General features: G+C 59.4%; 14 protein-coding genes and 1 other annotated feature (1 of these 15 only partly in view). Of the genes, 11 read left to right on the forward strand and 3 right to left on the reverse strand.

The features are described from left to right. Positions 1-11, forward strand: a binding site (T-box leader) (it extends 239 nt beyond the left edge of the window). A gap of 118 nt (positions 12-129) precedes the next feature. From JFN91_RS13735 to JFN91_RS13745, 3 genes are all read left to right on the forward strand, one after another. Beyond that, positions 130-1677: a 2-isopropylmalate synthase gene (locus tag JFN91_RS13735; RefSeq protein ID WP_199389757.1), complete on the forward strand. Its 1548-nt coding sequence runs from the start codon at positions 130-132 to the stop codon at positions 1675-1677. Between the two features lie 300 nt (positions 1678-1977). Beyond that, complete coding sequence (locus JFN91_RS13740; protein WP_199389758.1) at positions 1978-2490, forward strand: hypothetical protein; 513 nt, start codon at positions 1978-1980, stop codon at positions 2488-2490. After that, positions 2490-4322: an MXAN_6640 family putative metalloprotease gene (locus tag JFN91_RS13745; protein WP_199389759.1), complete on the forward strand. Its 1833-nt coding sequence runs from the start codon at positions 2490-2492 to the stop codon at positions 4320-4322. Before JFN91_RS13740 ends, JFN91_RS13745 begins: the two co-directional genes overlap by 1 nt. A 258-nt stretch (positions 4323-4580) precedes the next feature. Here JFN91_RS13745 and JFN91_RS13750 read toward each other — a convergent pair whose 3' ends face one another. Continuing rightward, complete coding sequence (locus JFN91_RS13750; RefSeq protein ID WP_183350568.1) at positions 4581-4784, reverse strand: cold-shock protein; 204 nt, start codon at positions 4782-4784, stop codon at positions 4581-4583. A 221-nt stretch (positions 4785-5005) separates the two neighbouring features. Further along, positions 5006-6034, reverse strand: a complete 1029-nt coding sequence (locus JFN91_RS13755) for an LOG family protein (RefSeq protein ID WP_199389760.1) — start codon at positions 6032-6034, stop codon at positions 5006-5008. Between the two features lie 161 nt (positions 6035-6195). On the opposite strand from JFN91_RS13755, the gene JFN91_RS13760 reads away from it, so the two are divergent. From JFN91_RS13760 to JFN91_RS13795, 8 genes are all read left to right on the forward strand, one after another. Next, positions 6196-7479, forward strand: coding sequence for a 3-isopropylmalate dehydratase large subunit (locus JFN91_RS13760; protein ID WP_199389761.1), 1284 nt, complete (start codon positions 6196-6198; stop codon positions 7477-7479). Positions 7480-7595: 116 nt separating this feature from the next. Then, positions 7596-8123: a 3-isopropylmalate dehydratase small subunit gene (locus JFN91_RS13765; RefSeq protein ID WP_199389762.1), complete on the forward strand. Its 528-nt coding sequence runs from the start codon at positions 7596-7598 to the stop codon at positions 8121-8123. A gap of 276 nt (positions 8124-8399) precedes the next feature. Next, complete coding sequence (locus tag JFN91_RS13770; protein ID WP_236015148.1) at positions 8400-9971, forward strand: hypothetical protein; 1572 nt, start codon at positions 8400-8402, stop codon at positions 9969-9971. Next, on the forward strand, positions 9968-10744 hold the full coding sequence (locus JFN91_RS13775) for an MlaE family ABC transporter permease (protein WP_199389763.1): 777 nt from the start codon (positions 9968-9970) through the stop codon (positions 10742-10744). Before JFN91_RS13770 ends, JFN91_RS13775 begins: the two co-directional genes overlap by 4 nt. Before the next feature lie 36 nt (positions 10745-10780). Further along, the gene (locus tag JFN91_RS13780; RefSeq protein WP_199389764.1) at positions 10781-11851 is read left to right on the forward strand and encodes an MlaD family protein; all 1071 of its coding nucleotides are present in this window, start codon (positions 10781-10783) and stop codon (positions 11849-11851) included. 90 nt (positions 11852-11941) lie between these two features. After that, a complete protein-coding gene (locus JFN91_RS13785) occupies positions 11942-12823 on the forward strand; it encodes a carotenoid biosynthesis protein (RefSeq protein WP_199389765.1) in 882 nt (293 codons plus the stop codon). A gap of 117 nt (positions 12824-12940) precedes the next feature. Beyond that, positions 12941-13411, forward strand: a complete 471-nt coding sequence (locus JFN91_RS13790; RefSeq protein ID WP_199389766.1) for a cytochrome P460 family protein — start codon at positions 12941-12943, stop codon at positions 13409-13411. 202 nt (positions 13412-13613) lie between these two features. Next, positions 13614-14888, forward strand: a complete 1275-nt coding sequence (locus JFN91_RS13795) for a M16 family metallopeptidase (RefSeq protein WP_199389767.1) — start codon at positions 13614-13616, stop codon at positions 14886-14888. Positions 14889-15129: 241 nt separating this feature from the next. Here JFN91_RS13795 and JFN91_RS13800 read toward each other — a convergent pair whose 3' ends face one another. Further along, the gene (locus JFN91_RS13800) at positions 15130-15339 is read right to left on the reverse strand and encodes a hypothetical protein (protein WP_199389768.1); all 210 of its coding nucleotides are present in this window, start codon (positions 15337-15339) and stop codon (positions 15130-15132) included. Positions 15340-15347: the final 8 nt, after the last annotated feature.

Raw genomic sequence — 15347 nt, forward strand, 5'->3', positions numbered from 1 at the left:
TCGCCCCTTACTGGGGCGGAGGCTTTTTTTATTTCGGCCTGCTGGTTTTTGCCACCCCGTCTGTTTTAATTAGCAGGCGGGGGAGGGCAGGCTAACGAGGCAGCATAACCACACAAGGGGGAAGCGCAAGTGAACAACACGGAACCGAAGACCATCAAGATCTTTGACACCACACTCAGAGACGGGGAGCAGTCCCCGGGCGCCAGCATGAACATCGAGGAGAAACTCCGCCTTGCCAAGCAGCTCCAGAAACTGAACGTGGACGTCATCGAGGCGGGTTTCCCGATCGCCTCCGAAGGGGATTTTGAGGCGGTGAAAAAGGTGGCCCAGACCATCAAGGGGCCGGAGATCGCCGGCCTTTGCCGCGCCGGTTTCAAGGACATCGATCGCGCCTGGGAGGCCCTCAAGTTCGCCGAGGACAAGGGGCGCATCCACACGTTCATCGCCACCTCCGACATCCACATGAAGTACAAGCTGCAGATGACCCCGGCCCAGGTGCTCGAGGCGGCGGTGAAAGGGGTAAAGCGGGCGCGCTCCTACACCGGCAACGTCGAGTTCTCCTGCGAGGACGCGGTCCGCACCGATCTGAAGTTCCTGGCCGAGGTGGTGGGCGCCGTCATCGACGCCGGTGCAACGGTGGTCAACATCCCCGATACCGTCGGCTACACCATCCCCTTCGAGTACTTCAACATCATCAAGTACCTGAAGGACAACGTGAAGAACATCGACGACGCCGTCATCTCGGTGCACTGCCACAACGACCTCGGCCTCTCGGTGGCCAACTCCATCGCCGCCGTGCAGGCGGGCGCCGGCCAGGTCGAGTGCACCATCAACGGCATCGGCGAGCGTGCCGGCAACTGCTCCCTGGAAGAGTTCGTCATGGCCATCAGGACCCGCGGCGACATCCTCCCCTTCAGGACCAACGTGGTCACCGAACAGCTCACCCCGGCCAGCCGCCTGTTGACCCAGGTGACCGGTATCGCCGTGCAGCAGAACAAGGCCATCGTCGGCGCCAACGCCTTCGCCCACGAGGCGGGCATCCACCAGCACGGCATGCTGATGGACAAGTCGACCTACGAGATCATGACCCCCGAGTCGGTGGGCTTGAAAGCCAGCGCCCTGGTGCTCGGCAAGCACTCCGGCCGTCACGCCTTCAAGAAGCGGCTGGAGGAGTTGGGGCACGACCTGGACGAGGAAGCGCTGAACAAGGCGTTCACCCGCTTCAAGGCCCTCGCCGACCTGAAAAAGGAGGTCTACGACGAGGATCTCGACGCCATCGTCGCCGACCAGACCAAGAAGATCGACGAGAAGTACAAGCTCTCACACATCACCGTCACCTGCGGCTCCTTCGCCGTTGCCACCGCCACCGTGCAGATGGAGATCGACGGCATGCAGGTGCGCACCGCGGAACTGGGCGACGGCCCGGTCGACGCGACCTTGAAAGCGATCAAGAAGCTCGCCAAGCGCGACGCGCAGCTTTTGCAGTACAACGTCGGCTCCATCACCGGCGGCACCGACGCGCTCGGTGAGGTGACCGTCCGCATCACCGAAGGTGAGCGCACCCCGGTGGTCGGCCGCGGTTCCTCCACCGACATCATCGAGGCATCCGCCAAGGCCTACATCGACGCCCTGAACCGGCTCTACTTCGCCACCGACCGCGACGTCGAGTCGCTTTAAAACCTAACTGCGGAACACAGAGGACACAGAGGCGCACTGAGGGCACAGAGGTAAAACCTTCTTTCGTTTTTCCTCTGTGCCCTCTGTGGACCTCCGAGACCTCTGTGGTAGGGCTTTTGCCCCGCACTTGCAGTTGAAACTGTGAGTGCGGGGCTTTTTATTGCCCTTTCCCGTGGGATCTGTCTGCTCTTCGTTTTTCTTTACATTTTTTTACTGTATTTGTTTTTAGTACTGTGTAATCTTAAGACTCATTTCTCTAAATGTTTCCCCACACCATCCGATCCATTACAGGTGACAACCATGTCCAGCGGTCTCCGTTTCTGCCTAGTCGCTTTGACTGTAGCCCTGACCTGTCTGACTGCTCATGCCTTTGCGAAGAAGCCTCTTGAGCTCTGGTCGTTCTTTTATTACGACGGCACGGCCTTCGTTGCCGGTAGGCCCGCGCCGTTGACGCCCTTCGTCGCGGTGAGGGACGGCTTCCTCCCGGTGGTCGAGACCAGGGAGGAGCGGATCACTGAAGTGAAGATGCCCGAGGGGACCGGTGCCCTGGTAGGAATCTGTTACGTCCAGTCCCATGGCGGGAAGCTGCAAGCGTCCGGAGGGTACGATCCGGTGCCCATGCTGCCTGTGCAGGTCCTAAGCGGAGACAAGGCGGTCGCCGCGGCGCAGAGTGACAGTAACGGCTATTTTGTCGTCAACCTGCCGCCAGGGACCTACAGGATCAGCGGCAACAACCGGTTCACGGAAGTCACAGTTGCAAAAGGTAAGGTAATATTCGCCCCGCTGCGGGTGGGGAAAAGGATGGTGGATTGATGGGTAAGTGCTGCAAACTGCTGGTCGCTCTGGCAATTCTCGTTCTGACGTCCTCTCAATGTGTTGCTGCCAGTCTGGACGACTATTACCTCGAGGCTTTCGGCCTGAAAACCGACACCATTTTGGCCAAGGCTCTGCTCGATGTCCAATTTGTCGAAGCCAAACCGGTCAAGTGCAATACGGACCTGAAGCATTCCTTGAGAAGGGACTGGAATAACCTCGAAAGCAGCACCCAGGCAGCTTTGAAGACCGTACTCGATACGCCGCCGGTGCTCGCTGCTCCCGCCATCGTCATCTCCTCTGGTGGCCATTTCAGAATTCACTATTCAACCACGGTAGACGGAGCCCCTGACCTCGCTGCGATCAACAAGTACACCGGCCTCAACCTGGCCAGTTACGACGCTTGGGCTTCCATGGTCGGAGATATATTCGAAACGGTCTACAACTACTACGTGCAGCACGGCTACCATATGCCGCCTGCTCTGCCCTATGATGTCTACATGCATACACCGATCAGGTCCGGCCGCTTGGTGTATGGACTGACCTCCGACCTGAACCCTGTCCCCTCGGCATCCTACCCGCATGCTTTCAGCAGTTTCATCGAGGTCAATAAAGACTTTACCGCTGACGTCTTTCAGCCCACGATTTACACACCTTTGCAAAATATGGAAGTAACAGCAGCGCATGAGTTCCATCACGCTGTCCAGTTTGGCTACAACGGCTTCTTTGACTACTGGTATGCCGAGATGACATCGACCTGGTTCGAAGACGAGGTTTATGACGATGTCAACCAGTCGTACGAGTATCTGGATAGCTACTTGCTGTACCAGACCAATGCGGTTTCACTTACTGCTCCAAGAGACGGGGCCACAGAATATGGAAGGTGGATCTTCAACCGTTCACTCGCTGAGGAGCATAACACTGTAGACGTAGTGCGCAGCATCTGGGAGAGACTTGCCAAGGTTTCACCTTTAAACTCAGCAGACATCAACATGGTTCCCGTGATCGAGGCCAGCCTTCACGCCGCGCCCTACAACAGCTCCCTTGCCACGGACTTTTGGACCTTCCTGAAAAAGCTGTATACGCGTGACTGGACGACACACCCTGCCGATCTGGCACGGATAATCCCCCCCACCATGTTGGGGAATTACAATGCGTATCCAGTTCCATCCCACACAGTCATTCTGCCATCCTACAGCTTTGCCTTTTACCGCTTCATACCGTCCTCACAGCCCCTAACTGTGACGTTGAACAAGACGAGCGGGATACAGGCAACACTGTTTAAGAAGGTAAATGGTGCGTTTAGCGAAGTCCCCCCGGATGCAGGAGGGAACAGCTTCACGGTGAGCGACTTTGCCACTATGAACGCTTTGACTGACGAAGTGGTGCTGCTGGTCGCCAACACGACCACCCTTGACGGTCACCAGGTGAGTTTCAGTACTGACGGCAGCCCATCTGCAGTCAGCAGCCCCGTCGTGAGCAGCGGCGGAGGCGGCGGCGGGGGAGGGTGCTTCATCGCGACAGCGGCCTACGGCAGCTACCTGCACCCGAAGGTTGCCGAGCTGCGCGCCTTCCGCGACCACTATCTCTTGACCAACGCACCGGGCCGGCTCTTCGTGGCGGCCTACTACAGGCTGAGTCCGCCGATCGCCGACGTGATCGCGCGGCACGAGTGGATGAAAAGCGGAGTGCGGTGCCTGCTGTTGCCGCTGATCCTGGCGGTCGAACACCCGGCGGCTGCGTTGGGGGTGCTGCTGTTAGTGGTGGTGTTGGGGCTGCGCCAGGGCGTGGTTTTCCTGAAAGGGAGGGCGCGGGAGGCGGCTGCGGCTTGAGAAAGAGTCGCCCTCACCCCTGCCCCTCTCCCGAAGGGCGAGGGGGTGGACGGAACGTGCGGTGTTATTGAAGAGGCGGGCGAATGATTATTCGCCCCTGCAGGTCTTGCGAGGGCAGGAGAACACCGGACAGGGACAACACCGGACAGGGACGATACCGGGCAGGGACAACAAAGTTTACAGAGGTGTCGGGTTCGACGACAAAAAAAGGCCCCGCCGGGATTCCGGCGGGGCCTTTTGACGCTCGAGGCTAAACTATTAGCCCAGCTTCTTGACGTTGGCGGCCTGCAGACCTTTCGGACCGTTGGTCACGTCAAAGGAGACAGACTCCCCTTCAGCCAGGGACTTGAAGCCTTCCCCGGTGATCGCGGAGAAGTGCACGAACACGTCCTCGCCGTTCTCCTGCTCGATGAAGCCGAATCCTTTCGCGTCGTTGAACCATTTAACTTTGCCCTGTGCCATTGTCCTGCCTCCTTTTTCTAACCTCCGGAACTCTGCCGGATCTACGTTTGATGCTGCAATTTCCGGAAGGTTCTTGGGCTGGAAATGGCTCAAAGTGGTGGGAACCCTTTGGCTTTTCGGCGCGGCAAACTTCCAGAATCAGCTGCTGGAATAAAAATTAACATCGTGTAATAACCTTGTCAAGAAAATATTTACAAAACGTTTTTTTCAAAGCAGCTCTACTAAAAGGTGTTTAACCTCCTAATGAAGGCTATGAGCAGGCCATAGTGCTGGTGGTGGAAGCGGAAGGCGATGCGCGGCAGCTCAAGCAGATCCGGCTCGTCGGCCTCCTCGGGGCGTGCACTAATGAGCTCGATCCGGCTTCCTTCTAACCTCAATTCGGGGAATTCGTTCTCCAACATTTCGATCTGCTCCGGCGTGAGAACCTTGGTGAGCCGGATGATGAGCTCGCCGTTGACGAAGCGAATAGAATGGTAGTTGGTGTAGAAGTCGTCGATGACCTGGACCGCCTCTTCGTAGCTCTTGGTGATGGTGAAGATGGAGAAGTCCTCGGCGGAAATGAACCCCATAACCAGCAGCCGTTCCTTGATGAACCGAAAGAAGTGCTCCCAGTAGCCTTCCTCGTCGTCCACCAGAACCAGCGGTTTGGGGCTGGTCTTGCCGGTTTGGACCAGGGTGAACACCTCCATGGCCTCGTCCAGCGTTCCGAAACCGCCCGGGAACACGGCGATGGCGTCGGATTCCTTTACGAAAGCGACCTTGCGGTTGAAGAAGTATTTGTAGGTGATCAGCCTCGGGTTCTTCAGCATGACGGGGTTGGCGCTTTGCTCGAAGGGGAGCTTGATGTTGGCGGCAAAGGACGCCTCGCTGCCGGCCCCTTCGTTGCCCGCCTGCATGATCCCGCCACCGCCGCCGGTGATGATCATGTACCCTTTGTCCGCCAACAGCCGGCTGAACTGGATGCACTTCTGGTACATCTCCTCTTCCGGGCGCGTCCGGGCCGAGCCGAAGATGGTGACCTTCTTCTTCTGCCGGTAGGGTGCGAAGACCATGGTGGTGTAGCGCATTTCCTTCATCGTGTTGCTCAAAAGCTTCAGATCTGCCAGGTAACTCGTGTCCTGTCCCGCCTTGAGGGCCGCGATGATCATCTCGCGCGTCTGGTCGGGGTGGTGCACCCCGCCGGCCTTCTGCATCAGCTCGTCGATCATCTGGTCGATTTCATTGTTTGTTCTGTTGAAACGAAGTTGCATACGGGGCTCCCTGTTGGATTGAGGCGGCCATTATAGCACGGGTATATCTACAGGCAAATGTTTAATAACATTGAACAATTATTAGTTTGATTTGTTGCTGTTATTTTATTATCTTGGCTGCTGTGAAAAACCATTCCAACCTTTAAAAGGAAGCGCAATTTATGGGTATGACTACGGCTCAAAAGATATTCGCGGCCCATCTGGTTGATGAGCCTTTTGCAGGAACCAAAGTGCTCGGTATCGACGTGGTGATGTGCCACGAAATCACCACCCCCATTGCCATCGCGGACCTCATGGCGCGCGGCAAGGACCGGGTCTTCGACAACGCCAAGATCAAGGCGGTCATCGACCATGTGACCCCGAGCAAGGACTCCAAGACCGCTACCCAGGCCAAGATGCTCAGGGACTGGGCGCGTCGTCACGATATCAAGGACTTCTTCGACATCGGCGCCAACGGCGTCTGCCATGCGCTGTTCCCGGAGAAGGGGTTTATCCGTCCCGGCAACACCGTGATCATGGGTGACTCGCACACCTGCACCCACGGCGCTTTCGGCGCCTTCGCCGCGGGCGTGGGCACCACCGACCTCGAGGTGGGTATCCTGAAGGGGGTCTGCGCCTTCCGCGAGCCCAAGACCATCAGGATCAACCTGAACGGCACCCTCCCCAAAGGGGTCTTTGCCAAGGACGCCATCCTGCGCGTCATCGGCGAGTTGACCGTGAACGGGGCCACCGACCGCGTCATCGAGTTCGGCGGCCCGATCGTCGACGGCATGACCATGGAGTCCAGGATGACCCTGTGCAACATGGCCATCGAGGCGGGTGGCACCTCCGGCATCTGCGCCCCGGACCGCGTCACCGTGGACTACCTCTGGCCCTTCATCTCCGACTCCTTCGCCTCCAAGGAAGCGGCGGTCGCCGAGTACAGCAAGTGGGCCTCCGACGCCGATGCCGAGTACGACAAGGTGATCGATCTCGACCTCTCCAATCTGACCCCGCTCTGCACCTTCGGCTACAAGCCGGACCAGGTGAAGAGTATCGACGAGATGGCCGGCCAGCCGGTGGACCAGGTCTACCTTGGTTCCTGCACCAACGGCCGTCTCGAGGACCTGCGGGTCGCCGCCCAGATCCTCAAGGGGAAGAAGATCGCCCCCACCGTGCGCGGCATCCTCTCCCCGGCAACGCCGCAGATCTACAAGGACGCGGTGGCCGAGGGGCTGATCCAGATCTTCATGGACGCCGGCTTCTGCGTCACCAACCCGACCTGCGGCGCCTGCCTTGGGATGAGCAACGGTGTCCTCGCCGAGGGCGAGGTCTGCGCCTCCACCACCAACCGCAACTTCATGGGCCGGATGGGCAAGGGGGGCATGGTGCACCTGCTCTCGCCGGCGACCGCCGCCGCCTCCGCCATCGAAGGCAAACTTGCCGACCCGCGCAAGTACTTGTAAGCAATTGACAATGGACCATTGACGATCGACAGTGACGAACCGTCATTGCCTTTGTCCCAGACCATTGACACACTGACAACGAAAATGCGGGAGCTCCCGCTAGACAGGAGACAGATATGAAAAAATTTGGCGGCCCGGCCCTTTTCCTGGACCGTAGCGACATAAACACCGACGAGATCATCCCGGCCAAGTACCTCACCGAGATCACCAAGGAAGACCTGAAGCCGTACCTGCTCGAGGATCTCAAACTCCCGGGTTTCGACCCCAAGAGCGAGAAGACCTACGGCGCCGGCGCCGTGGTAACCCGCGCCAACTTCGGCTGCGGCTCCTCCCGCGAGCACGCCCCCTGGGTCTTCGAGGTGAACGGCATCAACGTGGTCATCGCCCAGTCCTTTGCCAGGATCTTCCGCCAGAACATGTTCAACTGCGGCATGGCGGCCATCGAACTATCCCCGGAGAAGATCGACCAGCTCTTCAGCTACGCCGGCGCTGCCGACGCCGCGATCGAGGTGGACGTGGCCAACTCCACCCTTACCATCAGAGGGGGAGGACGGGAGGAGTCGATGCAGTTCGAAATCTCTCCGTTTGACAAGGCGCTGGTTCTTGCCGGCGGCTGGGTCGACTACGCAGACAGTAAATACTGATCGACCCGCACACCAAAGCAGATCATCATTCAACGAGGCAGGAGACAGACGTTTCCTGCCTCGCTGTTTTTCGCTTCAATGCTGGACATTTCCCGAAGTAGTGGCATAACTTTCGCGTGGAGTTTTAGATCGAGGCTCCTTGAGCAAAGATTGTCTTGAGACTGCTCCTCTAGATTCATTCGTGACTGCCGTCCAGACTATATTTTGATTGACTATGCCTGATTGCAGCAGTTACTATCCGTAATCCAACACAATATCTGAGTTTGTAAGAGGTACATGGCACGTTCCACGTCGTCCATAACTGCGTTGTCCGCTTTGCTATTCCTGGCAACCGTTGCTTGCGCCCAAGCGCAGCCCGAGTCGCAGCCGGTATCGAGTCCTGAGTCTCCAGCCGAGCAGAAAGCCGAGCAAAAGGCCGAGCAGAAGGCCGAGCAGAAGGCCGAGCAGCAGCCAGCGCAGGTGCCCGAGGCGAAAGGGACCATTTTCACCCTGTGGCCCCTGATCGACTACCGCGAGAGCCCCAAGGAGCGCTTCAGCAATCTCGCCATCCTCGGTCCGCTGTTCAAATACCAGAAAAACGGGGATGACAAGGACATCGCCCTGCGTCCGCTGTTCTACACGACCAGCCACGCCAAGGAGCAGGCTTCCTCTTCCTACTACCTCTACCCGGTGGCCACCCGGGACAAGACCCCCGAGGCCGACAACTTCGAGGTGCTGCAGCTGTTCAGAACCTCCAGCTACCGCAAACAGGAGTCGGAGCCGGAACGGGAAAAGTCGACCATGCTCTTTCCGTTCTACATCTCGGGTGACTCGAAGCAGCACGGCCACTACCGGGCTTTCTTCCCGGTCTACGGCAACATCTACGAGCGCTTCTGGCGCGACGAGTACCACTTCGTCATGTTCCCGCTGTACGGCAGCACGGTGAAGAAAGGGACCACCACCAGACACTACCTCTGGCCCATCTTCTCCACCACCTCCGGCGAGAACGAATCGGGTTTCGGCGTCTTTCCGCTCTACGGCGAGTCCCACAAAGACGGGGTCTACCAGAAGCGCTTCGTGCTCTGGCCGTTCTACACCTCGGAGAGCACCGGGCTCAACACGGACAACCCGACCAGTAAGAAGTTCATCTTCCCGCTCTACGCGTCGACCGATTCACCCAAGAAGACCTCGCGCAGCTACCTGTGGCCTTTCTTCGGCTACACCGACGACCGCGGCAAGAAGCAGGAGGAGGTGGACTACTTCTGGCCCTTCTTCACCAAGGTGCGCGGCGAGAAGAAGAACAGTGACAGCTACCTGCCGTTCTACTCCCACGAGACCTTCTCCGGCGGCGAGAAGAGCTGGTATCTGTGGCCCTTGTACAAGCACGAGGAAATCAAATCGGAAAGCTTCGGACAGGAACAGGACCGGATACTCTTCTTCCTGTACCGCGATAACCGCGAGTTCTGGCCCAAAGACGGCAACGAACGGCGCCGCACCACCATGTGGCCGCTGTTTTTGTACCGCAAAAGCCCCGAGGGAGTCTCTTCCATCTCGCTCCCTGCTCCTGTGGAGCCGATCCTGGACAAGGAAGGGATAGAGAAGGATTGGGCGCCCTTGTGGCGCATCTACCAGAGACGCTGGGACCAGGCGGGCAACTCCACCTCCACGCTGCTCTGGAACCTGTTCTGGCATGAACGGCGCGGCGACGACCTCGCCTACGAGTTCTTCCCGTTCATCTCCTACCGTGACACGGCCAAGGAGAGGGAACTGAAATTCCTGAAGGGGCTGGTAAGCCTGAAGCGCGATGGCGGGCAAGAGGAGTTGAGCCTCTTCTGGCTCCCCTTCGGACTGAAATGGGGGGATAAGTGACCCAAGTTTTCGAACCGCTAGGCAAGAGGGTGCTCTACTTCTACCAGGTGCTGGGGGAGATGACCATCCTCATGGGGAAGGTCGTGTATTTCATACGCGAGGCGCCCCGCAACATCCCGAGCATCCTGACCCAGATGGCCATCGTCGGCTGGGATACCCTTCCCGTCGCCTCGGTCATGGCCTTCTTCGTGGGGATGGTGCTCGCCCTGCAGACCGGTGTGGAGTTGCAGAAGTACGGGGGGCAGAACATCATCGGCGCCATCGTCGGCCACTCCATGGTGCGTGAGCTGGGGCCGGTCATGACCAGCTTCCTGGTGGCCGGGCGCTGCGGTTCGGCCATGGCGGCGGAACTGGGCGTCATGACCGTGTACGAGGAGATCGACGCACTGAAGACGCTGGACATCGACCCGGTGCGCTATCTCGCCATGCCGCGCTTCATCGCCTGCATCATCTGTGTCCCGGCCCTGGTGCTCTACTCGGACCTGATCGGCATCATCGGCGGCGCGCTGATCAGCAACCTGCACCCGCAGATCTTCGTCTCGTACGCGACCTACTACGACAGCCTCACCGCCGCCCTGAAGATGAAGGAGATCGGCATCGGCCTCACCAAGTCCATGTGCTTTGGCGGCATCATCGCCCTGGTCTGCTGCTACGTCGGCTTCGCCACCTCGGGGGGCGCCCGGGGGATCGGTCAGTCCACCACCAGGTCCGTCGTGCTCTCGTTCATGCTGATCCTGGTCGCCGACTACGTCCTGACCAGGCTGCTCATGTAGCACTTTTACGTTTTCCGTTTTCGGAGGAAGAGATATATGGCTCTATCAGTTGAGAAAAAGGTCGGCATGTTCTTCGTGTTCGGTCTCATCATCCTGGGCGTTCTGCTCGAGGTGGGGGAGAAGTGGAACCCCTTTGAAAAGAAGATCATGTACCGGACCTATCTCACCAGCATCACCGGCCTCAAGGTGGGCGACCCCGTCCGCCTGGCGGGTGTCGACGTCGGGCGCATCACCAAGATCATCGTCCTGAACGACAAGATCGAGATCGACTTCGAGGTGAAACCCGGCACCCGCATCAAGGTCGACACCGTGGCAGGTCTCAGGCTCACCAACCTCCTGGGCGGGCAGTTTCTCGGGCTTTCCTTCGGTTCGCCCAACGCTGCGCTGCTCCCCGAGGGGGGCACGGTGCGCGGCAAGGATGTCGCCAACATAGACATCATCGTGGACAACCTCTCCGACGTGGTTAAGGACACCAAGGTCCTCATCAACAGCCTGAACAAGAACCAGGAGGACGTGCTCAAGAAGGTGTCGGGGATGCTGGACGAGAACCGCGGCAACCTGAGGGATGCCATCACCAACATCAGCAGCATCACCGGGAAGATGGACCGCGGCGAAGGCTCGCTGGCCATGCTCCTGAACGACAAGAAGCTCTACGACGACGCCTCCAGCGCGGTGAACAGCCTCAAGGTGGTCTCTACCAAGATCGAGAAGGGCGAGGGGACGCTGGGCAAGCTGGTCAACGACGAGACCGTCTACAACGACGCCTCCGCGCTCATCAAGGACCTGAGGAGCGGGGTGAAGGACCTGAACGCGGGCATGAAAGACGTGAAGGACATCACCGCCAAGATCAACAAGGGTGAAGGCACACTGGGCAAGCTGGTGTACGACGAAAGCCTCTACACCGAGCTGCGCGACGCCTCCAAGAACGTGAAGGAAATCACCCAGAAGATCAACTCCGGCCAGGGGACCATCGGCAAGCTGGTCAACGAGGACCAGCTCTACCGCGACACCACAGCCACCCTCAAGAAGGCCGAGCGTGCCATGGAGGGGCTCGGTGACACCGGCCCGATCTCGGTGCTCGGCTCCATTGTCGGGACCCTGTTCTAACAAGAAAACACACTTGCTGGCGGCGTGGGGGCGGAACAATCCGCCCCCACGTTTGCGTGACGCCGCCTTTTTTATAAGGAGTGCTCCGGCATGACCCACATCCTCGATATCGCCGTGGGGACCTTCACCATGCGTCCCTACGTCTTCGCCTTTTTCGCCGTGTACCTGGTGGCGGCGGTACTGCACCTGGGGTGGAAGAAAACCATCTGGTTCACCGTGTGCGGCTACCTGGTCGCCTTCGCCTCGGAATTTTCCTCGATCAATACCGGTTTCCCCTACGGCTGGTATTACTACGTCGACGTAACCCGCGACCGCGAACTCTGGATCGCCGGCGTCCCCTTCTTCGACTCGCTTTCCTACGTCTTTTTGACCTACTGCAGCTACGCCACTGCCCTGCTGGTGCTGGCGCCGGCCAAGCGGGTCAAAGGAGACGTGGTCCTTTTGGAGACCGGCCGCATCAGGCGCTCCTTCGCCGTGCTGCTCTTGGGCTCGCTGTTCCAGGTTTTCATCGACATCGTCACCGACCCGGTGGCGCTGCAGGGGAGCCGGTGGTTTTTGGGGCGGATCTACGGCTACCGCGAGGTCGGCACCCATTTCGGCATCCCCATGTCCAACTACTTCGGGTGGTGGCTGGTGAGCGCTCTCCTGGTCCTGGTGCTGCAGGTGATCGATCGCATGGGTTCCGGCAAGGAGCGTCCCGCCGGGGTCGGCGCGGCACCCTACCGCTCACTGTACGGCCCCTTTCTCTACCTCTGCGTGATCGCCTTCAACCTCGGCGTCACCTTCTACATCGGCGAAAACCTGATGGGGCTCACCGGCATTTTCATCTTCACGCTGCCGGTGGTGATGACCCTGGTGCTGTTCCGTCAGAAACTGGACCGCTACCACAAGGACGAGCTGGCTGCCCACCTGGCCGACTACCCCTGGTCGCCGGCCGCTTCGGGTAGCGGCGGCAGGGGTGCGGAGAAATGAAATAAATCTCATATCAGCTTTGAACGGAATATAGGGCTGTGGTATCCCTGTAGGGGCGAATAATCATTCGCCCGCCCGTCGCGCAACGACCGACCACTCTTCATATGGAGGCATGACATGAAAAAAGCGATTTCCATCCTCACCCTCGCCACCGTCCTCGGTGCTGCCGGCGCCGCCTGCGCCGCCGACTCGCTCCCCAAAAACTACGAGAAGTGGGAGAAAAGCAAGGCCCGGGTCATCACCGACAAGAAATCGATGTTCTACGGCATCCACTACATCTACGTGAACAAGAAGGCGATGCCCACCTACAAGTCCGGCGGCGCCAACTACCCGGACGGGAGCAACTTTGTCGCCGTCAACTACTCCATCAAGGAGGAAGGGGGCAAGCAGGTGCCGGGCAAGAAGAGCATGATCGTCATGATGCAGCGCGACAAGAAGGCGCAGGAGACCGGCGGCTGGCGTTTCGTCGGCTTCACCCCGGACGGCAAGCCCTCCGGCCTGGACGGCAAGCGCGACTGCTTTAGCTGCCACGAAAAGGATGCCAAGGACCGCGGCTTCGTTCTTTCCCGCTACGCCGATTTCAAGTAGCCAACTTTCCCCACCCCCTGCCCCCTCCCGCAAGGGGAGGGGGGACCGGCGGCTGCCGGTAATTTCAGTGGACCCTTCCACAGCAATAGCGCCTGCCGGACCACCGGCAGGCGTATTTTTTCCCTGACTGTTTTCCTTAAAGCGCCGTGTTATAATTCCTGACATTGAAACCGAAACGATTCCACAGCTTTAAGGAGCTTATATGTTTACTTCGTCGACTCCACCAAAACTTCGCCTCACCACGCTCCCCAACGGGGTGCGGGTGGTCAGCCAGCAGATCCCGGGGATGCAGAGCGCCGCCATCGGCATCCGCATCGACAGCAGCACCCGGAACGAACAACCCGATACCGGCGGCGCCTCCCATTTCATCGAGCACCTTCTCTTCAAGGGGACCCCAACCCGCACCGCCGATCAGATCACGGATGAATTCAACAGCATCGGCGCCCGGGCCAACGCCTACACCAGCCAGGAGGAGGTCTTCTACTACGCGGTCTCCCTGGCCTCCATCATCCCGGTCACCTTCGACATCCTGGCCGACATGTTCGTGCACTCATCCCTCCCGGAAGAGGAGGTGGAAAAGGAGCGCGGCGTGGTGCTGCAGGAAATCCTGATGAACCAGGACAACCCGAGCCGGTTCATCTACAACCAGTTTCACCAGGGGTTCTGGCAGGGGCACCCGCTGGGGACGCCCATTCTCGGCACCGCTGAAACCATCAGCGCCATCTCGCGGGAGCGTCTGATGGAGCACAAGCTGTCCAACTACCTGACCAACGCCACCATCGTCTCGGTGGCGGGCAACGTGGACCACGACCAGATCGCCGAGCAGGCGGCCCGCCTGCTTGGAGAGCTCCCGACCGGGACGCCGACAGGAAAGAAAGCGACTTCAGGCTACCAGGTCGCCATCGGACAGCACGTACACTACACCCGCCCTATGGAGCAGACCCATTTCTACATGGGCTACCCGCTTCCCCCCGCGGGGAACGAACACCGTCACAAACTCGCCGTCTTCAACCAGATCCTGGGCAGCGGCATGAACTCGCGCCTGTTCCGCGAGGTGCGCGAGCGCAGAAGCCTCGCCTACACGGTCTACTCGATGATGTCCTCCTACACCGATTCCGCCGGGCTCATGATTTACGCCGGGACCGGTCCGGAGCGGGCCCAGGAGGCGGTGGACGTCTGCCACGCGGAGGTGCTCCGGTTCTGCGATGAAATGGTGACCGATGACGTCCTGGCGGCCGCCAAGGAGCAGATCCGCTGCGCGAGACTGATGGCCCTGGACGACTGCGAGACCCAGGTGCGCAGGATATCCAATACCACCTCGCTTCTGGGCGCGCCGGAGCCGATCGAATCCTCCTTGGAGGCCATCGCCGCGGTGAGCGCCGACGAGGTGCGGGAGGTGGCACAGTTGCTGTTTAAGGATGTGGTGCCGCGCGTCGAATCGGTGGGGCCGGGAGAGGGGCCGGGACTGCCCCGCTAGGCGGGCGTGCCCGAGGACCCGGAAGGACTAGTAACTATCGGCCGCCGGTAACGGTAAAAGTCCCCCTTTGACAAAGGGGATTTAGGGGGATTTGCTTTTGGTTGTGGAGAGGCAAATCCCCCCGCCCCCCTTTGCAAAGGGGGGAGCGACAGGCGACAGGCGGCAGAAGATTGTCGCTAATCAGAAATGGTAAGGGGCGAGATGACTCGCCCCTTTTTTTGCGTCTGCCTGAAACCGATCGTTAACTCATCTCGTCGCTGTCCCCGCACAGGTGCGGGAAGTGCTCGTGGTGCATCTCGTGTTTCAGCCCCTGTATGGTGCCGCAGGTGGCGCAGAGATATTTCTCGCTTTGATCGCTGTACACGTTGCGTTCGCAGGACGAGCTCCAAACCCTGACGTCGCAGGAATGATCATCCATCTCGACTCCCGTCTGCTTCCTTTCGTCTGTCATGTCCGTCG

Source organism: Geomonas anaerohicana (assembly GCF_016458305.1).
GTDB classification, from domain to species: Bacteria; Desulfobacterota; Desulfuromonadia; order Geobacterales; family Geobacteraceae; genus Geomonas; species Geomonas anaerohicana.